Annotated in this window: 19 protein-coding genes and 2 pseudogenes; 14 read left to right on the forward strand and 7 right to left on the reverse strand. The window is 68.9% G+C overall.

The annotated features are described in order from the left end of the window. Window positions 1-967 precede the first annotated feature (967 nt). Both ACZ4XX_RS38955 and ACZ4XX_RS38960 read left to right on the forward strand, forming a co-directional pair. Window positions 968-1,567, forward strand: a complete 600-nt coding sequence (locus ACZ4XX_RS38955; RefSeq protein ID WP_468512545.1) for a hypothetical protein — start codon at window positions 968-970, stop codon at window positions 1,565-1,567. 161 nt (window positions 1,568-1,728) lie between these two features. After that, window positions 1,729-2,318 (forward strand): annotated as a pseudogene (locus tag ACZ4XX_RS38960) (transposase family protein); the annotation flags it as partial. A gap of 526 nt (window positions 2,319-2,844) precedes the next feature. Here ACZ4XX_RS38960 and ACZ4XX_RS38965 read toward each other — a convergent pair. Genes ACZ4XX_RS38965 through ACZ4XX_RS38975 form a run of 3 tightly spaced genes read right to left on the reverse strand, consistent with a single transcriptional unit; the run spans window position 2,845 to window position 5,878 of the window. Beyond that, on the reverse strand, window positions 2,845-3,246 hold the full coding sequence (locus tag ACZ4XX_RS38965; RefSeq protein WP_468512546.1) for a DUF6009 family protein: 402 nt from the start codon (window positions 3,244-3,246) through the stop codon (window positions 2,845-2,847). Beyond that, on the reverse strand, window positions 3,243-4,772 hold the full coding sequence (locus ACZ4XX_RS38970) for a DNA primase family protein (RefSeq protein ID WP_468512547.1): 1,530 nt from the start codon (window positions 4,770-4,772) through the stop codon (window positions 3,243-3,245). Before ACZ4XX_RS38970 ends, ACZ4XX_RS38965 begins: the two co-directional genes overlap by 4 nt. Then, window positions 4,769-5,878 carry a bifunctional DNA primase/polymerase gene (locus tag ACZ4XX_RS38975; RefSeq protein WP_468512548.1) on the reverse strand — a complete coding sequence of 370 codons (1,110 nt, stop codon included), beginning with the start codon at window positions 5,876-5,878 and terminating at the stop codon, window positions 4,769-4,771. The genes ACZ4XX_RS38970 and ACZ4XX_RS38975 overlap by 4 nt, the downstream gene beginning before the upstream one ends. A 773-nt stretch (window positions 5,879-6,651) precedes the next feature. Between ACZ4XX_RS38975 and ACZ4XX_RS38980 the strand changes: the two are divergent. The 5 genes and pseudogenes from ACZ4XX_RS38980 to ACZ4XX_RS39000 all read left to right on the forward strand — a co-directional run. Next, window positions 6,652-6,902 (forward strand): annotated as a pseudogene (locus ACZ4XX_RS38980) (hypothetical protein); the annotation flags it as partial. A gap of 395 nt (window positions 6,903-7,297) precedes the next feature. Beyond that, window positions 7,298-7,528: a helix-turn-helix domain-containing protein gene (locus tag ACZ4XX_RS38985; protein WP_468512561.1), complete on the forward strand. Its 231-nt coding sequence runs from the start codon at window positions 7,298-7,300 to the stop codon at window positions 7,526-7,528. After that, entirely contained in the window at window positions 7,455-7,646 is a 192-nt protein-coding gene (locus ACZ4XX_RS38990; protein ID WP_468512563.1) for a hypothetical protein, read from the forward strand. Before ACZ4XX_RS38985 ends, ACZ4XX_RS38990 begins: the two co-directional genes overlap by 74 nt. 408 nt (window positions 7,647-8,054) lie before the next feature. Next, complete coding sequence (locus ACZ4XX_RS38995; protein WP_468512549.1) at window positions 8,055-8,789, forward strand: ParA family protein; 735 nt, start codon at window positions 8,055-8,057, stop codon at window positions 8,787-8,789. Beyond that, entirely contained in the window at window positions 8,789-9,943 is a 1,155-nt protein-coding gene (locus ACZ4XX_RS39000; RefSeq protein WP_468512550.1) for a ParB/RepB/Spo0J family partition protein, read from the forward strand. Before ACZ4XX_RS38995 ends, ACZ4XX_RS39000 begins: the two co-directional genes overlap by 1 nt. Window positions 9,944-10,138: 195 nt before the next feature. Here ACZ4XX_RS39000 and ACZ4XX_RS39005 read toward each other — a convergent pair whose 3' ends face one another. The 3 genes from ACZ4XX_RS39005 to ACZ4XX_RS39015 form a co-directional block, all read right to left on the reverse strand. Further along, complete coding sequence (locus ACZ4XX_RS39005; protein WP_468512551.1) at window positions 10,139-10,522, reverse strand: DUF6009 family protein; 384 nt, start codon at window positions 10,520-10,522, stop codon at window positions 10,139-10,141. A 166-nt stretch (window positions 10,523-10,688) separates the two neighbouring features. Next, a complete protein-coding gene (locus ACZ4XX_RS39010; RefSeq protein ID WP_468512552.1) occupies window positions 10,689-12,272 on the reverse strand; it encodes a DNA primase family protein in 1,584 nt (527 codons plus the stop codon). Continuing rightward, window positions 12,269-13,348, reverse strand: coding sequence for a bifunctional DNA primase/polymerase (locus ACZ4XX_RS39015; RefSeq protein WP_468512553.1), 1,080 nt, complete (start codon window positions 13,346-13,348; stop codon window positions 12,269-12,271). The genes ACZ4XX_RS39010 and ACZ4XX_RS39015 overlap by 4 nt, the downstream gene beginning before the upstream one ends. Before the next feature lie 768 nt (window positions 13,349-14,116). Here ACZ4XX_RS39015 and ACZ4XX_RS39020 point away from each other — a divergent pair. Then, window positions 14,117-14,707, forward strand: coding sequence for a dihydrofolate reductase family protein (locus ACZ4XX_RS39020; protein WP_468512554.1), 591 nt, complete (start codon window positions 14,117-14,119; stop codon window positions 14,705-14,707). A gap of 23 nt (window positions 14,708-14,730) precedes the next feature. Here ACZ4XX_RS39020 and ACZ4XX_RS39025 read toward each other — a convergent pair whose 3' ends face one another. Then, window positions 14,731-16,656, reverse strand: a complete 1,926-nt coding sequence (locus tag ACZ4XX_RS39025; protein WP_468512555.1) for an acyl-CoA dehydrogenase family protein — start codon at window positions 16,654-16,656, stop codon at window positions 14,731-14,733. 297 nt (window positions 16,657-16,953) lie between these two features. On the opposite strand from ACZ4XX_RS39025, the gene ACZ4XX_RS39030 reads away from it, so the two are divergent. The 6 genes from ACZ4XX_RS39030 to ACZ4XX_RS39055 all read left to right on the forward strand — a co-directional run. After that, a complete protein-coding gene (locus ACZ4XX_RS39030) occupies window positions 16,954-17,619 on the forward strand; it encodes a ScbR family autoregulator-binding transcription factor (RefSeq protein WP_468512556.1) in 666 nt (221 codons plus the stop codon). Window positions 17,620-17,725: 106 nt separating this feature from the next. Beyond that, window positions 17,726-18,964, forward strand: coding sequence for a cytochrome P450 family protein (locus ACZ4XX_RS39035; protein WP_468512557.1), 1,239 nt, complete (start codon window positions 17,726-17,728; stop codon window positions 18,962-18,964). 104 nt (window positions 18,965-19,068) lie between these two features. After that, a complete protein-coding gene (locus tag ACZ4XX_RS39040; protein ID WP_468512558.1) occupies window positions 19,069-19,836 on the forward strand; it encodes a thioesterase II family protein in 768 nt (255 codons plus the stop codon). Between the two features lie 127 nt (window positions 19,837-19,963). Continuing rightward, window positions 19,964-21,721, forward strand: coding sequence for an acyl-CoA dehydrogenase (locus ACZ4XX_RS39045; protein WP_468512559.1), 1,758 nt, complete (start codon window positions 19,964-19,966; stop codon window positions 21,719-21,721). Then, window positions 21,715-22,719 carry a 4'-phosphopantetheinyl transferase family protein gene (locus ACZ4XX_RS39050; protein ID WP_468512560.1) on the forward strand — a complete coding sequence of 335 codons (1,005 nt, stop codon included), beginning with the start codon at window positions 21,715-21,717 and terminating at the stop codon, window positions 22,717-22,719. Before ACZ4XX_RS39045 ends, ACZ4XX_RS39050 begins: the two co-directional genes overlap by 7 nt. Beyond that, window positions 22,686-22,785 (forward strand): S-adenosylmethionine synthetase N-terminal domain-containing protein (locus ACZ4XX_RS39055; protein ID WP_468512562.1); only part of this gene is annotated, 100 nt, incomplete at its 3' end. The genes ACZ4XX_RS39050 and ACZ4XX_RS39055, both read left to right, overlap by 34 nt.

The raw sequence follows: 22,785 nt of genomic DNA on the forward strand, positions 1-22,785 counted from the left end.
CCCGCGGAGCGGGCTATGACCCGGCAAGCCGGGTCATAGAGCACGAATTGCGCAGGCGCAATTCTATTCCGGCGCAAGCGCCGGAATAGAATTCCGCAAGCGGAATTCTAGGCAAGTGCTCATTCGCGCTTGCGCGAATGAGGGGCATCCGCGCAAGCGCGGATGCTTTGGCTGACAGTAGGGAGGGGTGCATCGTGTGCGGGTCTGTGTAGAGTCTGGGAATCTCAGCGTTCACCTCTGTATAGGAGGTGACGGGTCATTGGTCTGACGGAGTGTCGGTTCTACCGTAGTGACGGGCTCCGCTGCGCTCCGCCCGAACCTCTCCTCATCCTTGATGGCTGGCCGCTCGCGTTTGCCGATGTCTCGTCGGCGTATCTTGTGAACCGTGCGAGTGGGGGGTGAGTCGCACGCTGGCCTTCAGGATGGGCTTGTTCTGTGGGTGATGCATCATGGATGCTTGGGTGTGTAGCGTTTGGGTTAGGGTGACACCACCCCTGGCCTGTCACTTGTGCGCCGGGCATTCTTTTCTGATTGAGCGCCGCATTCTGGAAGAAGGAGCTTTTCTGTGGTCATGAAGAAGAGCGATCTGCGTGCTCATCAGATTGAGACCGTGAACCATTTCCAACCTGACGGCGGTGGCCGCGTGTTATTACTGAGCGCTTCAGGCGGCCGGTGAGCGGTTGATCTGGCCACCTGAGCGTTCGGCTCCTGGTAGTGCCTTCGTCAGTCAGGTCGCACTTTGGAACGGCAGGTGGAGCCGAGTCAGATCGGCGTCTTCATCCGCTGCGGGGTCCCCGCGAGCAGTGGGCGGCAGCCCGTTCGCTCGGAGCTGACCTCCTCGGAGACGAGCCGATGTTCATCTACGTTGCCGACCGCGTCCGGACGAAGCCAGCGGCGTTGGAATCAACTGGGCGATCGATCCTGATCATGACAGGATGACGGTTCAGGACTGGGGAGGCGGGCGGGTATGGGGCTGGACTACAGCTATGAGATCTTCATGCCCCCTCGGAACGTTGCGAGAGCACTGACCCGGCTTGCCGAGCTCGCGCCCCGAGGCCGCGAGACGCCACTGCTCCCAGTGACCCTGCCGGGCGGAGAGCAGTTGCTCGTGCCGTTCACCTCGAAGTTCAAGAGCGAACCGGTCGACTGTTCATCAGGCGACTCGCTCGAACTGGACACCTCGATCGCCGTCGGCGTCGACGACGCGGTGCGCGAGTTCTTCCTCCGCGATTCCGACGGGGTCGACGAGCAGGGACGAGTCTCGGTCGGGTACATCTACCTGACGGTCAGGTTCTCCCCTGCATGGCACCCGAACTTTGCGTCGCTGCAGTTCACAGCCGCTTCCTCGAGCATGAGCCGAATGTTCGTGCAGTCCGCGAGCGTCAGGAAGGTGTTCACCGACCTCACCGCCACCACCGGTGGTGTGTGCTGCCTTCTTGACACCGAGACCGACATCTTCGACATCTGCTGGCTCAACGGCGAGACGTTCAGTGGTGAGACTGTTCCCGGCACCCGTTTCTCGCACTTCCACGATCTCGTCGCCGCCTGGTGCGAGCCGGTGGAGTAGAACGGGGACGACGCCCGCACGGGATACGACGCACCTGCCCGGTCAACGCTCAACCGGCCAGCTGAAGCGCTCAGTCACGTGTTGGAAGGAACTGCAGAACGACGAAGCTCCTGGTAGACGGGTTCTCGACCAAGATCGCCCGCAGTCACCAGGAGCTTCGTGTGCTTGCCTACCCGTCGTCGATCGACCTGTCCAGTCGCACCCTGCGGTATCTGACCGGGCGACTCGCTGCTCGGCGAGGGGAGATCGGGACCCGGTGGAGGTGTTTGACCGCCGGCCGTCAGGCTCTGCTCGCCCTGGCCCATCTGCGCTGTGGTGACACCTACACCCAACTCGCCGCCGACACCCCGTACTACTCGGGCAAGCACAAGCGCCACGGCATGAACATCCAAGTCCTCACCGACCCGTTCGGCCGCCTGCTGTGGGCCTCGCCCGCGCTGCCCGGCTCCACCCACGACCTGACCGCCGCCCGCACCCACGCATCGTCGAAGCACTCACCCACGCCGACCTCAAGTGCTGGACCGACAAGACATACCAGGGCGCCGGCGGCTCCATCCGGGTGCCCTTCCGCTGCCGTCGCCTCAAGCGGTGGCAGCGTCGCCACAACAGCGCACACGCCAGAATCCGCTGCCTCGGCGAGCAAGCCATGGCCACCCTGAAGGGCTGGCGTCTCCTACGGAAGCTCCGCTGCAGCACCAACCGCATCACGCCGATCGTCCAGGCCGTCCTCGTCCTTCACCACGCGTCAGCGCGAGGTTGGAAAAGGCTCAGTGACACGAGGGCTGCTGGCGCGGTACCAGATCATCGTCCTGGAAATTCAGGATCCGGTCGTCAGCCCGGAGCGGCTGATGAGCGAGGAGCGACACAACGAAAAAGTACGCGGACAAACCGAGGACCTGTTCGCCTCCGGGTCCTTGAGGGATTTCGCGCTCGTGGTGAAGAGGGGATCGAGCTGCTTGCCATTTCGCAGGAGCCGCAGAAAGACGTCACGCAGTCGTCCCGGAACAGCGGTCGAGTGGCAGGACTGGTCGAGCCCGGGTTCCGCACGGGCACGGGGAAGGCGTCTGCCCGCTCGGGCAGCGGCCGGCGTGCCGCCGTCCAGGAGGCAGCGGGTCGTGATCCAGCCTCTTCGGTCGCTGGATGGGCTGAGCGGTGATTCACCCTTCTACGAGCCTCCCGTTCACCAAGACGCAGTCGTTCAGCAGGACTACCGGGTACGCCCACGGACCTCTGACTGCTTTGCTTGAGTTCTCAGTCGCTTCGGTCGCTTCGGTCGCTCAGAGTGGGAGGCCTATGCCCAGGTCTCTCATCGCTGTGGACGGGGGGCCGCCTTCGCTGCGTTCGGTCTTGCGGCCCTTGACCGTGGGGCGGAGGGTGTCGGGGTCGATCGCCTCGGCCGGGGCGGAGCCCGCGTAGAGGCCTTGGGGTTCGTTGTCCCTGTCGTGCGGGAGGAGCCAGAAGACGCGGCGGCGGAAGGTGCCAGAGGCTCGGGAGGCCTTCGCGTCCGTGCTGAGGACGGCGTAGCCGATCATGCGGCCGTCGCGGTGGTAGGCCGGCTTGCCCGAGCGGGTGGGCAGGCGGTCGAGGCTCTGGCGGACGTAGTCGAGGCGGGAGACGTCCTCGAGCCAGACCAGCTCGGTCTCGTGCTTGAGATCGTTCTCGCTGATCAGGGAACTCATGACGTCTCCTCGCGGGCGAGCAGTCCGATACCAGGGTAGTACTTCCTCGAATTCGACAGGATCATCTCTTTCGGGGAGGCCAGCCCGAGGAGCTCGCGGGCCCGGGCGGCGAAAGTACGGCTGCTCATGGCCAGACAGCCCTCGCTGCTGCACCACGCGCGATACGCGTCGTAGAGGGTCTTCTGCTCGGTCCGGCAGTCGGGGCCGAGGATGCAGGCCTCGTCGAAGAAGCGGCCCGTGTGGTCCTCCGTCTCGGCGTAGGCCGTGGTGGCGATACGGACCTTGTCGGGGCCCGTGAGGTCCTTCTCGCCGCTGAGGTAGCGGCGGGCGCCGTCGATGAGCCAGTTCAGGATGCCGGGTCCCTCCTCCGCGACGAGGATGTCGGCGAGGTTGTCGATCCTGCGGTCGTCGGAGACGGTGCGTTCGAAGGGGATCAGTCGCATGCGGCGCCAGAAGGCGAATCCGCCCGTGCCGACCTCGGGGCGGTGGTTGCCCAGCAGCCAGAGCTTGTGGGTGGGGTTGAAGGAGAAGAAGTCCTGCCGCATGCGGCGGGCCTTGATGCGGTCTCCACCGGTCAGGAGCTTGACGCGGGCCTCGTCGAACTTGTCGCCGGGCTTGACCTCGGAGCAGACGACGACGCGCCGGCCGTGGAGCTCTGCGAGGTCGGTGGGGTGGCCTTCGTAGGGGCGGGCCATGAGGAAGCCGGGCGGGGCGGCGTCGGCGTAGTCGCCCAGGAGTTTCATCAGGACGTCGAGGAGGACGGACTTGCCGTTCTTGCCCGCGCCGAAGAGGAACGGCATGACCTGGCCGCCGACGTCGCCGGTGATGGAGTAGCCGAGGAGCAGCTGCAGGAAGCGGTTCATCGCGACGCCTTCGGCGTCGTCGCCGAACGTGTCGTCGAGGAAGCGCAGGAACCTCGGGATCGGCATCACGGCGGGGCCCACGGCGGTCGAGCGGGAGTGGAAGTCCTTGTTCGGGTCGGGCTTGCGCAGAAGCCCTGTGTGGAGGTCTACGAGGCCCGAGGGGGTGCACAGGGCGTAGGGGTCGGCGTCGAGGTGTTCGGCCTTGAGGACCATGCCTGGGGCCGATCTCGCCTGGATGAGCAGGGCGTTGATGCCGGAGGTGCTCAGCGCGCGTCGACGGTGCTTGCGCAGGGACTCGACGGTGTGTTCTCCGGTCGGGTCGGTGGTGGCGAGGTGTTCGCCGATCTCCCCCGCCGCCCAGAGGACGGAGTCGTCCTCGTCGACCTGCCAGCGGGTGGTGTCCCAGCGGTACCAGCCGAGGCCCGGGACGTGCCGGAAGTCGGTCTGGTAGAGCTTGACGAACAGCTTGGCGTTGCCCCGGTCCGTGAGGGAGTCGGGGACCAGGCCGTGGGCGGTCGCCTCCCCCGGTGCCCAGGCGGAGGAGCTGTGCCCGGCCTGCTGAGGGGGCAGGACGGGAGTCGACTTGGCGATGATCTGGGCGGCCAGGTCGTGGGGGTCGAAGTCGAAGAGCGTGTTCGGGTCCCCGCTCGCGGAGCTGGTCACGGGCGGCTCCCGGGGTGAAGCGGGCGGCGGGCGCCTGCGGTCATGCCGCTGCGGATGATCGCTTCGGCTCGTCGGTCCTGCCCGGGGCGGGCGTGGCGGGCCGCCTCCATGAGGGCGTCCTCGGCGGCCTGGGCGGGGAGGTGGTCGGCGGCGACGAGTCCACCGAGCGTGTAGGCGGCCCGGTTGAGCTTCTCCGAGAATCCCGCGCCTTCGGTGACTCCGGCGCAGTCGGAGACCTCGGTGAGGACCCTGGTGAGCGTGGCGAGGATCGGGTTGCCTCCCCCGCGGGCAGCCGAGACCGCTTGGCGAGCCCGGGACGGGACGGGGCGTGGGGCCGGTACGTGTGCCGCGGGCAGGTGGTGGGTGCGCTGCAGTTCCTGGGCGAGCCAGCCCGGGAGCGGGGCCGGGGTTCGTACGGTGCCCAGCGGCTGGTAGACGCCGGCTTCGGTGGTGGTGCCGGGAGCGATGATGTAGCCGCCGTCGGCGCGGACATCGACCTGCCAGGCGAGGGCTCGGGTCTTGCCCGAGCCGGTGGAGCACTGCCAGCGGCGGGCGTCGGTGGTGCGGTACCAGACGTGGAGGCCTCCTGACGGGGTGCGTACCCGCAGGGTGGTGGTGTCGTCGGCGGGGCTGTCCTGCCCGCGCAGCGCCGCGAGTACGGCCAGGGTGTGGAAGCCGGTGGTCATCGCGGATACGTCGATTTCCTCAGCGATGTCGATGCCGGGCAGGAGCCTGTCCCTGGCGGGCGGGTGGCCCGGGTGGGCGTCGATGTCTATGACGACGAGGTTCGCCGGCCCGCAGGAGACGGCCACACCCATCTGCCGGCGGGGGCCCCACCACTGCTGGATTCGGCTGCTGTCCAGCGTGGCGGCGTGGAAGCCGTGGCACCACCTGCCTTCGGCCCGGCACATGCACGTCCTGGAGTCGTGTCCCTGCTCGCGGCAGGCGGCGCAGTTCGCGGCAGGGGTCTTCTTGCCCGGAGCCAGCGGGTGGACGGGCCAGCCGTGGCTCACGCACCAGCGAGCGAGCACAAGGGGGTCAAGTCCCTGCGGAACGGGTTCGGCGACTGGTGGGTCGCTGTAGGGAACCCGCAGCTCAGCAGGCATCTTGTTCCCCCAATAGCGACTGAAGCGACTCAACGACGGAGACAGCCTAGCGAAAACACGGGTCGGGCCAAGCCATGTTGAGAGCGGGCGCGTCGTGCAGAAGAGTGATCCAGCGACTGGGCGCTCGGGGCAGCGCTTCGGTCGCTCTCAGTCGCTGGCTTGAGTCGCTGTATAAAACCGCAGGTCAGAGGGGTAGCGCTAGCCAAAACAGCGACTGAAGCGACTCAAGACGCCTATATATCAGGCACACACGCGCGATCTGTACGGCTGATATATAGAGCTTCGGTCGCTTCAGTCGCTGATTGGGGAGTTGTGAGGGCTCTGACCTGCGGTTTTATGCCAGCGACTGAAGAAAGCGACGGTAGTTGTGCTTCAGTCGCTGGGTCACTGGGGGCAGCGACTGAAGCTGTGCAGTGACTGAAGCTGTGGAGCGACGGACGCCGTGGAGCGACTGAAGAGCCAGCGACCGAAGCGACTGAGATCAGAACGTGGGTACGCGGTCTTGGACTGTCGGTCGATCGGCTCGCCTCAGAGCGGGTCGGTCCGCTTCGGCCTTGCTGCGGGGTATCGGCTCGGGGTAGCTGGATGGTTCTCTCATCAGAGGTACTCCCCCGCGGTTGGTCTTGTCCTGCCCTGGAGGGGAAGCGCGTCGGGCAGCCTGAGGGACTATTCGATTGCGGGCGTTGCCGGTCGCGTGGCACGGTTCAGGGCATCGTGCGCATGTGCGTCCTGATCTGAAGAGGCCCCTCGTGGCTCTCCTTCCCGAACGTCGTCTGTCTCTCCTCGGAGGCGGCTTCTCCACCGACGACGACGGTCTGCTGGATGGCTGGGTGCTCGATCAGGTGCCCGTTGCCCGCCCCAGGGTGTGCTTCACTCCGACAGCCAGTGGTGACTCCCCGGCCTACATCGAGCAGTTCTTCGGGGCAGGCGCGGCCCCTTGCTGGGCATCAGTGCGGGCGCCAGCTGTTGGGCCGAGGGCTCTCACACCGACTCGTTCGGACCGCTGACCCACTTCTCGGACGGTCGACCTAGCCGAGCCAGCCGTTGCCACGCGGCCTCGTCGGCGTGGGTCGATCTGGAGGACGCGGCAGCTGATGCAGGCATGTTCGTGCGTATACGGGGTTCCGTGGGGGCGCCCGCAGGTGCCCAGCGAGACCTTGCGCAGCTCGAAGTGTCGGTGGAAGTCGTGCCGCTCCTGTAGGGCTGGTGATCTGGTTGTGAGTTCGCTGGGCACCACGTGGGTCGCTTTGCGTACCACTTTCGTGGGTTTGGCTGACGGGTGTCGGTTGGCTTCGGTCTGCTGTGGGTTGTGGGTGACAACAGGCTGGAGCCGCTGGTCCTGAGTGAGACCGAGCGGTGTTGAACAACTGGGTCAAGCTCCGGCCGACCGTGCAAGGTCTGGCCCTGCGGGCTCGGATCGTGCCGGCATGTGCGAAGGGCGGCCCCAACCTGGCGGTCGCCGCCCGTCTGGGAGTCAGCCGGGGCGCCGTCGCCAAGTGGCGCACGAGGTTTCTGCGGGCCAGGCTCGACGAACTCGCCGACGAGCCGAGGCCCGGGGTGCGCCCAGCACCGGGCCGTGGACTTCCGCGACTTCCTCGACAAGATCGACCGCCAGACCGATCCCGGCCTGGTGGTCCACGTGATCTGTGACCCTGGAGGAGATGCCTCCGGGCGGAACCCACGGGTCCCGTCCAGGCCCTTCAGCGGACCGCGCCGCGCGGTGGTCGGCGGGGCGCAGGTCTGGCTCGGGTTCAAAACCGGGTTTTGAAACGGGGCTGCCGGACGGCTTGCGTCGCCTCGTTCAAAACCCGGTTTTGAAGTCATGGACCGGTCGGCTCTTCGCGGCCGGTCCTGAGCCCATGAAGGTGAGGGCACTCGCGGCGGGCTCCCCGGACCCTGGGGCGGGGGACGCGACGTCTTCCTCCGGTCCGGGGGTGGTCGGTGGATGGGGCTCTCTTCAAAACCGGGTTTTGAAGAGAGCCCCTGTCGGAGCAGCGTGGTTCGCCTCGGGCGCCGAGGGCGGGCGGGGGCGGAATCAGGGGTTCGGTTCAAAACCCGGTTTTGAAAACGCCGTGCCGGCGTGCCTGTGAACCAGGGGATACGTGGCATCCTGTCGACGTCCGCTAGTACCAGCCGACGTGGTTGGGAAGCATACGGAGCATCAGGAGTACCACCCATGGCACGGATTACCGCGCTCATCAACCGCAAGGGTGGGGTCGGGAAGTCGACTCTCACCGTCAACACCGCGGCCATCACAGCCCACGTTCTGGGCGCAGCCCCCGAAGGCGACCCCCACTACGTCGCCGCCGTCTCCGCCGACCCTCAGGGTTCGACCACGTGGTGGTCGGAACGCGTGGGCCAAGAGCTGCCCTTCTCCTTCGAGCAGATCAACTCCAAGGACGACCTGGAGCTGTTCTCCCATCTGAAGAAGTCCCGCCGGATCAAGCACGCCTTCATCGACACCCCGGGCTGGATGGACCTTCCCGAGGACGAGAAGGAGGAGGCCGGCGACCCGTTCGGCAAGAGCACGGCCGCTGACGCGATGCGCGCGGTGCTGACCAACGCCGACGACATCATCGTCCCCGTCGAGCCGGAGCCGCTCGGCTTCATGCCGACCCGGGACACCATCGAGGAGGTCGTGAAGCCACTCGGCATCCCCTACCTCGTCGTGATCAACAACTGGGACCCGCGCGACGGCGAAGCCGACCTCGATCAGACCAAGGACTTCGTGCGGGCACAGGGCTGGAACCTGGCCAACACCGTGATCCGGCATTACAAGGTGCACACCCGGGCCGCCCTCGAAGGCACCGTCGTCACCCAGTACAAGAAGAACCGCGTCGCCATGGAGGCGCGCGAGGACTTCTACCAGCTGGCTCTGGAGCTCGGTGCCGGCAGGAAGGGTTCGCGCTGATGGCGGCGAAGAAGCCGTGGACCGACCTGCTCGACGGTCCCGGCAAGCCCGGCGGCAAGCGCGTCTCCGTCGACGAGCCCGCCAGGACGGAAACGACGCCGACGACCGTGTACATGCACACGCTCGTCGGCAACCCGGAGAACCCGCGCACCGAGCTCGACTACTCCGACGAGGACTCCGACTTCCGTGAGCTCAAGGAGTCGATGAAGTCGGTCGGTCAGCTGCAGCCGGCTGTCGCCCTGTCCCGCGAGGCGTATCTCCGCCTCAAGCCGGAGCGTGGTTCTCTGATCGGTGACGCCGAGTGGGTCGTCATCCTCGGCAACCGGCGCTTCCACGCGGCGAAGCAGCTCGGCTGGACGAAGTTCGAGATCCGGGTACGTGATCGCCTCGGCAACGAGGACGACGACAAGGTCGACGAGGCCGTCGTCATCGAGAACATCCACCGCAAGAACATCCCGCCCTACAAAGAGGCGGAGTTCCTGCAGCGGATGGTCGAGCGGCACGGCTCTCAGGAGAAGGTCGCGGAGCGCATCGGCAAGTCGCAGATGTACGTCTCCAACCGTCTGGCGCTGCTCAACCTGACGCCCGAGCTCCGGGATGTCGTCGACACCAAGCAGATCAAGGTGAAGACGGCCGAGAAGATCGCCAAGATCCAGGACCCGGAGCAGCAGAAGGCTGTTGCGGCTGAGGAGATGCGCAGGGCTCAGGAGCCGAAGGCTCCTCGTAAGCGGGCCGCTGTTCCGGAGCCGTCGACCCCTCGGGTTCAAAACCCGGTTTTGAAGGTCGGGGCTGAGGTGCCCGACTTCGGTGGGGGAGTGTCCGGTGGGGGAGTGCTGGCCACCGAGGTCGCCGTGCCGGCAGAGTCGGCAGTTGTCGATTCGGCGGTTGCCGTTCCGGAACCGCGGAGCACCGCGGCCGGCCCGGCCGAGCCGGTGCTCGCCGTGCCGTGGAACGACGGCGTGGCTCTCATGGACATGGCCTTCGACAGGCTCGACCCGGTCCAGCGGAGCGCGTTCATCCAGCGTTACTTCCGGCGCAGCAGTGGCGTCGAGGCCGTGATCGCGGACATGCGGGGGGATCTCGCGCCGCAGGACCGTGCTTCGCTCGGGTCCATCCTGCAGCAGGTTGCCGCCGGGCTCGTACGAGACGCGTAACCAGAAGACGCGACGCCCCCGTCCTTCCGTGCGGAAGGCGGGGGCGTCGTCGTGTTTCCGGACGTGCTGTACGACGTGCCGCCGGCCCGGTTGTCGGAGGACAGGTCCTGGCTCGTCGGTGAGGGGAATTCAGACCCGGACGGCAGGTTTCACGTTCCGCGTTCCGAGTCCGGCCTCAGGTGCTTCTCGCGGTCGTCAGGTTGCCGGGGAGGCGTTGATGGCGGGGCCTCGTTGGGAGCGGGGGGTCTTCTCGCCGACCTTGCGGGGTTCCACGGTGCGTGGGTCCACGGCCTCTCCCGGGGCGCCCTCCTGGTACAGCCCGCGCGGTTCGTTGTCGCGGTCGTGGGGGAGGAGGAAGAAGACCCGGCGGCGGTAGAAGCCCGAGTCGGGATCGGCTTCGGCGGTGTCGTCGAGTTCCGAGTAGCCGACCATGCGGCCGTCGCGTTCGTACCTCGGCCTGTTGCGCTTACGCGGCGTCTTGTCGAGGGCCTGGCGTACGTAGTCGAGCGGTCCGGTGTTCTCCAGCCACACCACTCCGGTCTCGTGGGAGAGATCGCCCTCGTCCAGTAGCGAGCTCATGGCCGCGGCCCCTCTTCGTGGTCTCGGGTCGAGCGGATGCCTGCCGGTTTCCGCTGTGCGTGTTCAGGGGTCTCGCCCCCGGCGTCCTCCCCGCGTTCGTACGTATCGTAGAGCGTGGCCGTTCTCGACGTGAGGGAGGCGGATGTCTGCATGGCTGCTTCGTCACCTACTCGGTGATGAGGCCGATGTTCGGGTAGAACTTCCGGCCGTTGGACTTGATCATGTCCGTCGGGGACGCAAGACCGATGTCGAGCCGTACGCGGGTGGCGAAGGCGCGGGTTCCGGCGGGGCGGATTCCCTCGCCTGCGAGGCACCAGGCGCTGTAGGCGGCGTAGAGCTGGGCCTGCTCGACACGGAGTTCCGTGCCGGTGCGGCTCTCCCGTGTGCAGCACTCGGTGAGGAATCGGCCGATGTGGTCCTCGGTGGCCGCGTACGCGTCGGTGGCGATGCGTACCCGGTCGGGGCCGGAGAGGGTGTCCCGGGTGCGGAGGTAGCGCTTGGCGCCTTCGATCAGCCAGTGGAGGATGCCGGGGCCTTCTTCCTGGACCAGGACGCGGGCCAGGTTGTCGATCTTGCGGTGGTCGGGCACGGTCCGTTCGAAGGGGATGAGCCGGATCCTGCGCCAGAACGCGAAGCCGCCCGTGGTGACTTCGGGCCGGTGGTTGCCGAGGAGCCAGAGGTGGTGGGTGGGTGTGAAGGAGAAGTAGTCCTGGCGCATGCGCCGGGCCTTCAGCTGGTCGCCGCCCGTGAGGAGCCGGACCCTTGCCTCGTCGAACTTGTCGTTGGGCTTGAGTTCGCTGCAGACGACGATGCGCCGACCGTGGAGTTCGGTGAGTTCCGTGGAGTGTTCCGAGAAGGCTCCCCGGTCCATGAGGAATCCCGGCGGGGCCGCGTCGGCGTAGTCGCCGAGTATCTGGATCATGGCGTCGAGGAGAACCGACTTTCCGTTCTTGCCCTGTCCGTGGAGGAAGGGCAGGACCTGTCCGCCGACGTCTCCGGTGATCGAGTAGCCGAGCAGCAGGTGGAGGAAGTCGATCATCTCCCGGCCTTCGGCGTCGTCGCCGAAGGTGTCCTGGAGGAATCGGTGCCAGCGGGGGGTCGGCATGTTCTGCGGCGAGACGCTCGTCGCCCGCGAGTGGAAGTCCCGGGACGGGTCGGCCGGCCTCAGTTCCCCGGTGTGGAGGTCGACGACGCCGCCCGGGGTGCACAGGGCGTAGGGGTCGCCGTCCAGCGAGTCGGGGTCGAGGGTGAGCAGGGGTGATGCCTTGGCCTGGGTGAGGAGGGCTTTCATGCCGGGTGTCGACATCGTCCGCCTGCGGTGGAGGTGGAGCTCCCGTTCGCTGAAGAGGCCTCGCGGGTCCTGGTCGGATATCTGCTCGGCCATCTCGCCGGCGGCCCACAGTGCCGCTTTCTCGCCGCCGGTCCGTTTCCACCGGTAGCGGTCCCAGCTGTACCAGCCGAGGCCTTCGACGTGCCGGAACCGGTCCCGGTAGAGGTCGACGAAGAGTTTGGCGTTTCCCCGGTCGGTGAGGGTGCTCGGGAGGCAGAGGGGGGAGTCCGTCGGGTGGGGGGCCGTCGCGTGGGAGTCCGTCGCGTGGGGGGCCGGCTCCGTGACGACCGTGAGCGACGCCTTCAGGGGAGGGCGGCTCACGGGGTCCTCCTCTTCCTTCTCCTCCTGGGCTTCGAGGTCGAGCATCTGCTGAGCGGCCGCGACGGCGTCGAAACGGTTGCTCTCGCCGGGCCTGCTCATGGGCGTCCTTCGAGGTGGAGCGGGCGGCGGCTGCCCGCTGCGAGAGCATCACTGATGATCTTGGTGTTGCGGGAGTGCCTGCCCGGGCGGGCGGCGACGGCTGCTTCCGTCAGAGACCGGACGGCCTCTTCCTCCTTGAGGTGCCCTGCTCCCACGAGTCCCCCTGCGGTGTAGGCCGCTCTGTTCAGCTTCTCGGTGAAGCTCGCGCCTTCCGGCGTGCTCGCGCAGGCACGGACTTCTTCCAGCAGCGGGGCGAGCAGGCGGGCGGTCGCCCGGGGGGACGGGACCGGGTGGGGGAGGGGGGCCCGTCGGGGCGGAGGGGTGGGGATGGTGGATATCGCGTGGCCGGTCCGGTCGAGTTCGGCGGCGAGCCAGGCGGGAAGCGGCGCGGGGAGCCGGGCCTCGCCCACGGGGGTGTAGACGCCGTCCTTGGTACGGGTGGTGGGCGCGATGATGTAGCCGCCGACGGCCCGTAGGTCGACCTGCCAGGCGAGGGCGACCTTGGGGCTCGATCCGGTGGAGGAGCGGTACCGGGGGCCTTCGGGGGCGGTGCGGTACCAGATGTGCAGCCCCCTGGACGGGGTGCGGACCCTCAGGGTCCCCTCGTCGTCCACGGGGTTCGGCCGGCCGCGGAAGGCGGCGAGCAGCGCAAGGGTGTCGTATCCGGAGGCCAGACCGTCGAGGTTCACGTCCGGGTGGATCGGAATGCCCGGCAGGAGCCGTGCCCTGTCCGGGACTTCCGCGCTGTGGGCGTCCACGTCGAGGACGACGAGTCCTGCGGGCCCGCAGGAGACTCCGACGCCGAAGGAGGGATGCGAGGTCCACCAGTCGTCCAGGCGGGTCCGTTCGGTGGTCGCGGCGTGAAAGCCGTGGCACCAGCGGCCTGCCTCGCGGCAGGGGCAGCCGTCCGCCGCGTGGGCGCTCCGCCTGCAGTCGTCGCAGTTCGCCGGGGGAGTCTTCCGGCCGGCGGCGAGGGGGTGTACGGGCCAGCCCTGGGCGGCGCACCACCGTGCGACGTCGTGAGGGCTCGGGTGCCCGGACGTCGTGAGGGTGCTGCTGTCGCCGTGGCTGTGCACGTGATGATCCTCGATGCGACTCTGGGCGTGTGGTGGCCGGTGGGGCACGAGCTGAATTTCTATCAGGTTTTCGGTCCCTTGAGTCCCTTCGGTCCGCTGAACTCGTATGTTCCGGCCGGTCAGGCTGACTTCGGAGGGGAGGCTTCGCCCCTCCCGGTCGCCTTCGCGCCGTTTTCTTGCCATTCGAACGCTTCCGTACATGGCTGGAGAAACTGCGTTCCCCGCGGCGGGGAGTGTCTCCAGGAGGGCGGGAGGGTCTCAGGACCCGTTCGGTCCCTGAGCTTCAGTCCTGGTGAATATCCCCAGGTCGGAGGCGTTTTCGCGACCGAGGCAGGGACTGAAGGGACTGAAATCGCTGATTATGGGCTCCGTGGGGATGTGTGGATGCGCGCGTGCCTGAACGTCAACACCCCTTTCCTTGCTCCTCCCACCCGGGACACCGGTTCGCTGATAACTGGCGATTGGAGTCCCTTCGGTCCCTGGACTGGGCGGTCTGGCCGCTCTGACCTGCGTAAACCGTCAGGGACCGAAGCCTGGGGACCGTAGGGTCGCCCGCCCCGCCGGTCCCGGGGGTCTCCGTCGATACCTGTCTGGTTCAGACCGTCCGAAATCTTGCGCTGTCCGGCGTGGACCACCCCGCCGCCGGCGCGGCCGCCCGTACCGTGACAGGCGTCACAGTGAGTCGTTATCAGCTCGGTTGACACACCAGGGGGCCTTTCGTACCGTGAAATCACTTCACTTGAAGTACTGCAACAGGAGTGGTTTGAATTGCGCAAGCTCGTGTACTACGTCGGGGCCAGCATCGACGGCTACATCGCGGGCCCCGACGGCCAGTCCGGCTTCTTTCCCGTCGGTGGGGAGAAGCAAGCGGAGGCGTACTCGGGGTGGGTCAACGCGCGGTACCCCGAGACCGTGCCCACGGTCATGCGTGCGACGGCCGGTCTGGCGGGTTCCCCCAACCGGCGCTTCGACACCGTCGTGATGGGCTCGGGGTCGTACCGGCCGGCTCTCGACCAGGGACTCCCGAGCCCGTACGAGCACATGCGCCAGTACGTCGTGTCGAGTTCGCTCGGTGACTCCCCCGATCCGGCCGTCACCGTCGTCGACGGCGATCCGCTCGACCTCGTACGGTCCCTCAAGAAGGAAGAGGGGAAGGACATCTGGCTGTGCGGCGGCGGCCGGCTGGCGGGCTCCCTGCTGACCGAGCTCGACGAGCTGATCATCAAGAGCTATCCGGTCATCGCCGGTGGGGGAACTCCGATGTTCGACGGGCCCTTCGATCCCACCCGGTTCTCCGTGACCGGCAGGGAGTCGTTCGCCAACGATGTCACCATCACCTGGCTCAGCGCCGCCCCGTAGCTCCGCCGGCCGGGTCGCCGCCCTCAACGGAAGCCGGGGCAGGCCCACTCGTCCTCCTCGTCCCCGAACCGCCTGCCGGAGGCGATCGGGAGGGCCTCCAGGAACTCGGAGGGGAGGTCGAAGGCGTCCGCCAGGGTCGTCATGTGCGGTGCCAGGTCCCCGATGACGCCGTTGATGAGGCTCGGGAGCGCCCGGACGTGCCCTGCGGTCAGGTGCCCATCCGCGAGCAGGTCGCCCGTGTGACCCTCGATCTGACGGAGCAGGAACAGCCGGCACAGGTCCTCCAGGAGCGTGCGCGTCGCCCCGCTCCCGGCCTGGGCCACCGCCTCGGCGAAGGCGTCGGCGGCCTTGAGGGAGGCGTAGGCCGAGACCATTTCCAGGGCGGGGCCGGACGCTTCGTTCCACCGGCCGAGCGGGTCGCCCTTGGGGCCCTGGCGCAGCGCGGTACGGGCCCGCGACTGCCAGAGCAGTACCGCCTCGGCGAGGAGCTCGCGGAGGAAGGTGAGGTCGGTGAGCGACCTGCCCTCGGGAGGGGTGGGGGAGTGGGCGGGTCGTTCCAGGCCCTGCCCGAAGAGCATCTCGGATCCGGCCTTCACCCAGATGACGAGGTTGTCGCCCTCGGCGGTGATCCCGCCTTCGATGTTCTGGACCAGCTCGGAGATGCCGTTGACGGGGAACAGGCCCTGGGCTCCGCAGCGTTCGCGGGCCTCGACGGTCAGGGCCCTGGCCTGCCAGGTGATCCAGCCCTTGGCGATGGCGACGAGCCGCTCGACGTCGGCCCGGTCCTCGGGGGTGTGCTCCGTCCAGCGGGACACCGTCGCGCGGTGGAGGAAGGTCATCGCGTACGCCGTGGCGAGTCCGTGCAGAAGGCGGCCGTGGTGGCTGCGGTGTGCCGCCAGGGGGACGCGCTCGCCGAGCTTCGGGCCGCTGATGCTGCGGGAGTGGGCGTGGCGTACCGCGATGGCAAGGGCGGCGCGGGACATGCCGAGGGTTCCGGCGCTCATGCAGAGCTTCCCGGGGGTGACGCGGCCGATCGAGCGGAGGAAGCGTTTGCGCGCGCTGCCGACCTCGCTGTCGAGTCGGCCTTCGTCGTCGAGCCGGCCGTGTGCCGATTCCAGGAGGGCCTCGCGGGGGAGCCGTACGTGCTCGAAGGCGGTGAGGCAGTGGTCGACGGGGGTCCCGGTGCGGTCGGGGAGCCTGCGGACGTGGATTCCGGGGAGGTGACCGTTCTGGTCGCTCAGCCGGGTGAGGAAGAGGAAGACTCCCTGGTCCTCGCCGTCGACGACGAGACGGGCGGCGACGACGGCGCTCTTGGCCCCGCCGGTCAGGCTCGTGTTGGGCATGAACTTCTGGGCGCCGGGGGTCGGCGTGTGCAGGATGAAGCCCCCGGTCTCGGGGTCGAACTCGGCAGTGGTCTGCAGAGCCGGCGCGTCGTTGCCGTGGTCCAGCTCCGTGCAGAGGAACGTTCCGGTCCGGCGCATCGAGGTGAACTCGGAGAGGTCCCGTCGGTCGGTGCCGTCCTGATGGTCGATCAGGCTGCCCAGGAACAGGTTGTAGTGGATGCTGGCGAGGGTGCAGACGCCGCCGTCCGCGACTCCGACCCACTCGTGCAGGGCTGCGAGCGACCGGGCGTCCCCCGCGAGGGCGAGGGGCGATCCGACCAGGCCGTTGACCATGCGCAGGCGTTCGTAGGAGAGCGCCGTGCGGTCGGTGGTGGTGAGGTCGGGGCGGTGCCGGAACTCCTTCGTGGCGAGCAGCTGCCGCCAGGTTCCGTGGACGCTGTCCCGGTCGTCCTGGTCGAAGAGCAGGTGCGCCAGCTCCTGGTGGGAGGGGGGCGCTACTTCGGTGGGTGTGTCGCTCTTGCGGTGCCCCGCCCCCCGTTGTCCGGGTATGTGCACCGGCTTTGCTTCCTGAGTGGCACTCTCGTCGTGGAACGTCAGCATGGTCATGGTCAGAGACCTCTCTGAACGCCGTCGGTGGACTGACGAGGAACATAAAATACCTACCAACCGGTTTTATCAAGCATGGCAGGCCAGCGGTGGAGGGCTTGAAAAACCGGTTGAGTGGTTTTATCTTCGGGATGTCCGCAGCGCCCAGCCTTCAGGGAATGCACGGAATGCCCGGTTCTGTACGTGCTTGAAGTGGCTGTTCTGAGACATAAGGACCCAGGAACGCACCCTTGAGTAAGATCGGTACCGGATGGTTTCTTTCTCTGGAGGTGCGTGGTGGTTCGGCAGGAACGTGCTGTGCGAACGCGGCAAGCGGTACTGGTTGCGGCTGCGGAGATCTTCGACCAGGTCGGATACGACGCGGCGTCGATCTCCGACATCCTCGCCCAGTCCGGAGTGACGAAGGGGGCCCTCTACTTCCACTTCCCGTCGAAGAAGGACCTGGCCCAGGGAGTCCTGGAAGCCCAGGTCGACGCCCTGCCCGCGGTCCCCTTCCAGGAGCTGAAACTCCAGCAGTCCCTGGACGAGGCGCTGCTGCTGGCGCACCTCCTCCGGAAGGAGACGGGTGACCCGATCGTCAGCGGCAGCGTGCGCCTGACCGTGGACCAGGGGTCGACCAAGGACGGTCTGGACCGGCGGGTGCCGATGAGCCGGTGGATCGATCACACCCGGGACCTGCTCGAAGAGGCCAAGCAGGCGGGGGAGATCCTGCCGCACATCGACGTGGACTCCATCGCGAAGCTGGCCGTCGGTGCCTTCACCGGCGTCCAGGTCCTGTCGAACATCATGACGGAACGCCAGGACATGCCGGAACGGGTCATCGACCTCTACCAGAACCTCATGGCGGCCATCGCGGCCCCCGCGGTGCTCGCGCGCCTGCAGTTCGACATCGGGCGGGGCGCCGAGGTGTACGCGGAAGCCGTACGACTGCAGGAAGCACGGACAGAGCCCGCCTCACCCTGAGTGCAGCGCGTGATCCGGTACGGGAACACGGACTCGGGTACCGGACGTCGTCCGTGGCGACCGGATCACGCCTCACACCACAACGACACATACGGGGGATCACACGATGGAAGCACCAGTCTGCCCATACGCGCTCGACGTCCTGGGACGTGACCTTCCCGGCGAGGCCGCCATGCTGCAGCGGCAGGGCGCCGCCGTGCAGGTCGAACTCCCCGGCCAGGTCCTGGCCTGGGCCGTCACCCGGCAGCGGTACATCAAGCAGCTCCTCACCGACCCGCGGGTCTCCAAGGATGCCCGCAGGCACTGGCCGGCCTTCCGCGAAGGACGCATCACCGAGGAGTGGCCCCTCTACCCGTGGGTGGCGAACGAGAACATGCTCTTCGCGTACGGCGAGGACCACTCCCGTCTCCGCCGCCTGGTCGCGGGAGCGTTCACCGTCCGCCGCACGGAAGCGCTCCGCCCACGGGTCGAGACCCTCGTCGCGGAACTCCTGGACGTACTGGAGACACTGCCCGGCGACGAACCGGTCGATCTGCGGGCGCTGTTCGCCAAGATCCTGCCCATGAAGGTGATATGCGAACTGTTCGGGGTGTCGGCAGCCGCCACGAGCCCGCTGTGCTCCGCCCTGGACACCGTCTTCGACACCACCGTCAGCGGAGCGGAGATGGCCGCGGCCCAGCTGCGGGTGTTCGGGATGCTGGGCGAACTCGTCGAGGAGAAGCGGTCGGCTCCCGGTGACGATCTGACCTCGGCCCTGATCGCGATCCGCGACGACGGCGACGGGCTCCGGGAGCAGGAACTCCTCGGAACTCTCTACCTCATGATCGCGGCGGGGCAGGAGACGACCTGCACGCTGATCGTGAACGCCCTGGCCGTCCTGCTGTCCCGACCCGAGCAGCTGGAGCACGTCCGGGCCGGCCGGGCGGGCTGGAACGACGTCATCGCCGAGACCATGCGGACACACAATCCGGCGGCCTTCTCGCCCATGCGGTTCGCCGTGGACGACATCGACCTGGACGGCGTGTCGATCAAGAAGGGCGACCCGATCCTGGTGTCCTTCGCCGCCGCCGGGATCGACGCGGAACAGCACGGTGACGACGCCGCCGTCTTCGACCTGACGCGGCCCGGGCGCCGCGAGAACCTCGGCTTCGGGCACGGGGCCCACCACTGCGCCGGGGCCCCGCTGGCCCGGCTGGAGGCGTCCGTCGCGCTCGCCCGGATCCTGGAGCGCTTCCCGCGGATGACGCTGGCCCTCCCCGTGGAGGAGGTCGCCCCGATGGGGTCCTTCATCGTCAACGGCTACAGCTCGCTGCCCGTCCTCCTGGACCCGGCGGCGACCGGCTGACCCGACCGGCGCGTCACCCCGTTCTGTACCAGGACTCCACCAGGGCTCCGGCATCACCTGCCGAGATGTGGAGGGGTTCCGACAAACAGAACGGGGAGACGATCATGCCGGCCATCGCCGCTACGCGCAGCTCGTACTTCAGCACCTTCCGTCCGGCTCCGGACGCGCCCGTCCGTCTCATCTGCCTGCCGCACGCGGGCGGTTCGGCCAGCTTCTACTTCCCGGTGGCCCGCGCCCTGGCCCCGGGAGTGGAAGTCCTGGCCGTGCAGTACCCCGGGCGGCAGGAGCGCCGCGCCGACCCGCTCGTCCCGGACATCGCCACGCTCGCCGACCGGATAGCCGAGGCCGTCGAGCCGCTGGCCGACCGCCCCTACGCCCTGTTCGGCCACAGCATGGGCTCCATCGTCGGCTTCGAGGTGGCACGCCGGCTGGAGGACGCGGGCCACGGCCCCGCCGAGCTCTTCGCCTCCGGTGGCCGTGCCCCTTCGGCCGAACGCCGGGGTGAACTCTGGCATTTGACGCCCGACGACGAGTTCGTCCGGCGGGTCAAGTCCATGGGAGGAGCCGGCACCGAGCTCCTCGACGACCCGGACATGAGGGACATGCTGCTGCCCGCCCTGCGCAACGACTACCGGGCGATCGAGACCTACGAGTACCGGCCGCAGGCCGCCCTGTCCTGCCCCGTCACCGTGTTCACCGGGGATGTCGACCCGCGGGTCAGCCTCGGGCAGGCACGCGCCTGGGCCGAGCACACGAACGGCGCGTTCACCTTCGAGGTACTGCCCGGCGGACACTTCTTCCTCGTCGACAACCAGAGCGCGGTGCTGGGCACGGTCGTCGACCACCTGAGCAGGATCCCCGCCCTCTGCTGAACCCGGGAGCTGCAGCACCGGCCCACCGGGAGTCCAGCCGTCGTCGAGCCCGTGGGCCCACAGTGTTCCGGGCCGACGAGCGCCGGGATCCACCTCGGGCGGGACGAAGGGACTGATCCACACCGCCATGACCGTTTCAGCGGAGACCTTCGCGGAGCACACCGCCCGCCGGCCCAAGGCGACGGGCGACCTGGCCGAGGCCGCGCGCCGCGGACGGCGGCTCGACGCGCTGCTCGGCGCCCCCTACGCTCCCGCGAACCCGCACGGCCTGAAGAGCCTGCTCGCCGCCGACGCCCGGCGTGAGCCGCCGGAGGAGACCGGACGGCTCCTCGCCGAGGCCGGGCTCGGCGCCGAGTTCGTACCCGCCGCGCACGGCGGCAGGCTGACCCGCGTGGACCTGCTGGACCGCGTACTGCGCCCGGTGTTCCGCCGTGACGTCACCCTCGGCCTCGGATCCGGCCTCGGTTCGCTGCTCGCCGGCTCCGCGGTGTGGACCTCCGGCACCGAGCGGCAGCGTGCGTCCACGGCCGCGCTCCTCCTCGGCGGGGGCCGCCTCGCAGGGGTGCCCCGCGAGCCCGCGCCCGGGGACGACCCCGCCCGCGGAGGGATCGTGGCCCGCCCCGTCGTCGGCGGGTTCCGGCTCGACGGCCGGGGGGACCTGCTCGGCGAGGCCCGAGCCGACGCCTACGTCGTCCACGCCCGCACCGGCCCGACCGGGACCCCGTACAGCGAATCCGTCCTCCTGCTCGCCGCCGACCGTCCCGCCGACGAACTGCGGACCGTGAGCGGGACTCCGGTCACCGGGCTGCGCGGCGCACCCCGTTCGCGCCTCCTGCTCACCGGCTGCGCGGCCCCGGACCGGGCGCTGATCGGCGGGGTGGGGGAGGGCCTCCCCCTTGCGCTGCGGAGCCGTCAGGTGGGCGACTGCCTCGTGCCCGGACTGCTCGTCGCGGCCTGCGGCACCGCCCTGCACTCCGCGGTCCGGGCCGCCTCCGAAGGGCGGCCCGACGGCATCGCCCACCGCTGGCAGGGGATGCTGGCCGGTGTCTTCGCCGACCTGCTCGCCTGCGACAGCCTGGCGACCGTGGCGATGCGGGCACTGAGCCTGCTTCCCGACCGCGCCCAGGTGCCGGCCGCCGCGGCCCGGTACCTCGTACCGGGTGTCCTCCGCGAGAACCTCGAACAACTCGCCTCCGTGCTCGGCGCGCGCGGCCACGAACGCGCCGGAGCGCGGTACGGGACGCTCGGCCGGCTGATGCGCGACCTCCCGGCCGCAGCGCCCGGGGCGGACGCCGCCGCCTGCCAGGCCGTCGTCGCCCCGCAGCTGCGGGGACTCGCGGAGCGGTCCTGGTGCGTCGAGGACGTGCCGCCGCCCGCCCTCTTCCGGCTGCGCGCCGAACTTCCGGCCTTCGACCACCGCTTCCTCGGCGTCGTGACCGAAGGCGACTTCCTGGCCGCCACGCTGACCGCCTCCGCCGCCCGTCTCGCCGGCGTCCGGGGCGTCGGCGGTCACATCGCCGTCCTCGCCGACCTCGCCGAACGGTGCGCGGGCGAACTGCGCGCCCTGCGCGAACAGCTCCTGACGATGCCCGCACCCGGCTCGGGGCGGTTCCCGGTGTACGCATGGTGCGCCCTGACCGACCGGTACGCCCTGCTGGCCGCGGCCGCGGCCGTACTCGGCGTCTGGGAGGGCCAGGACGGCAGCGACCCGTTTCTCGCCGCGCCCGCCTGGGCCGTGCTCGCGCTGACCCGCATCGTCGGACGGCTGGGACTGCGGGCACCCGAACCACCGGCCGGTGTGCTGGAGACGGTGCGCGAGGAACTGGTCCGCCGCCGGCTCGGACACATCGGGTTCGACCTCCAGTCCACGGTGGCGGCATGGTGATCCGGCAGCCGGAGGCCGCGCGGGCCGCCGCGGCCCCCCTCCTCGCTCCGGTACGCATCCGGGGACCGCTCGGGCCCTGGCAGGACGTACAGGACGCGATGGAGCGGGCCGGGAACGTCACCGTGCTCACCACCTGGGGGGAGTGGCTGAGCACCGCGCTCACCGAACCCTCGCTGCGACCGCTGCTCGGCCGGGACTGGCAGCGCTTCCGGCACATCTCGAAGCCGGTCGTCCGCCATCGTTTCGCCGCTTCGCGGCTCGCCCTCAAGTACACCGCGGCGGCGGTGCTGGACACCGGACCCGCCGAACTCGACCTGTCCTACGCGCTCGACGGCCGCCCGTACCTGCGGGGTCTCGGTGCGCTGGAGGTCAGCCTCTCCCATGCCGACGACCTGATCGCGGTGAGCCTGTGCCGCAGCGGCAGGGTCGGGGTCGACACCGAGCCCACGGCGGCGGGCGTCGAGGCCGAGGTGCTCCTCGGCCACGCCTGCACCCCCGCCGAACGCGAACTGCTCGGCCGTCTTCCCGGGGCGGAGCGCGACGACCGGCTGCTGCGCCTCTGGACCCTGAAGGAGGCCTACACCAAAGCCCTCGGGCAAGGCCTCAGGTTCGGGTTCACGGAGTTCGGCCTCGACCCGCACGGTGTGGACACGGGCGGTGTGCTGCGGGCGCCCGACGGCACACCCGTGGACAGCGCCGAGTGGTCGTTCGCCACCTGGCCGGCGCTCGGAGGCCGCTATCTGGTCAGCGTGGCCTGCCAGAACGTCACGCCCGCCGACCCGGCCGGTCTCGCGGCCGCACCCGTCCTCGACCCGTCCGTCATCGGTGCCCTCACCGAAGAGCTGGCCCGTGACCGGCCGTCGACGGGCGACGAAGCACCCGCGGAACGCCGTCAGGCGGACCGCGCCCCCGTGGCCGTACCCGACGGACCACGTTCTCACCGACCTCACCACCTTGGAGTGTCATGTCCCGCCGTCTCTTCACCTCGGAGTCCGTGACCGAGGGCCATCCCGACAAGATCGCCGACCGGATCAGCGACACCATCCTCGACGCGTTGCTCGCCG

The sequence above is a fragment of the Streptomyces sp. NPDC029956 genome (assembly GCF_055574655.1).

Excerpts from the sequence above, each read along its gene's own strand:
- ACZ4XX_RS38955 (WP_468512545.1), top strand. The coding sequence starts at position 968 with ATGGGGCTGGACTACAGCTATGAGATCTTCATGCCCCCTCGGAACGTT.
- ACZ4XX_RS38965 (WP_468512546.1), bottom strand. The coding sequence starts at position 3,246 with ATGAGTTCCCTGATCAGCGAGAACGATCTCAAGCACGAGACCGAGCTG.
- ACZ4XX_RS38975 (WP_468512548.1), bottom strand. The coding sequence starts at position 5,878 with ATGCCTGCTGAGCTGCGGGTTCCCTACAGCGACCCACCAGTCGCCGAA.
- ACZ4XX_RS38995 (WP_468512549.1), top strand. The coding sequence starts at position 8,055 with ATGGCACGGATTACCGCGCTCATCAACCGCAAGGGTGGGGTCGGGAAG.
- ACZ4XX_RS39000 (WP_468512550.1), top strand. The coding sequence starts at position 8,789 with ATGGCGGCGAAGAAGCCGTGGACCGACCTGCTCGACGGTCCCGGCAAG.
- ACZ4XX_RS39005 (WP_468512551.1), bottom strand. The coding sequence starts at position 10,522 with ATGAGCTCGCTACTGGACGAGGGCGATCTCTCCCACGAGACCGGAGTG.
- ACZ4XX_RS39010 (WP_468512552.1), bottom strand. The coding sequence starts at position 12,272 with ATGAGCAGGCCCGGCGAGAGCAACCGTTTCGACGCCGTCGCGGCCGCT.
- ACZ4XX_RS39025 (WP_468512555.1), bottom strand. The coding sequence starts at position 16,656 with ATGACCATGCTGACGTTCCACGACGAGAGTGCCACTCAGGAAGCAAAG.
- ACZ4XX_RS39035 (WP_468512557.1), top strand. The coding sequence starts at position 17,726 with ATGGAAGCACCAGTCTGCCCATACGCGCTCGACGTCCTGGGACGTGAC.
- ACZ4XX_RS39040 (WP_468512558.1), top strand. The coding sequence starts at position 19,069 with ATGCCGGCCATCGCCGCTACGCGCAGCTCGTACTTCAGCACCTTCCGT.
- ACZ4XX_RS39045 (WP_468512559.1), top strand. The coding sequence starts at position 19,964 with ATGACCGTTTCAGCGGAGACCTTCGCGGAGCACACCGCCCGCCGGCCC.
- ACZ4XX_RS39050 (WP_468512560.1), top strand. The coding sequence starts at position 21,715 with ATGGTGATCCGGCAGCCGGAGGCCGCGCGGGCCGCCGCGGCCCCCCTC.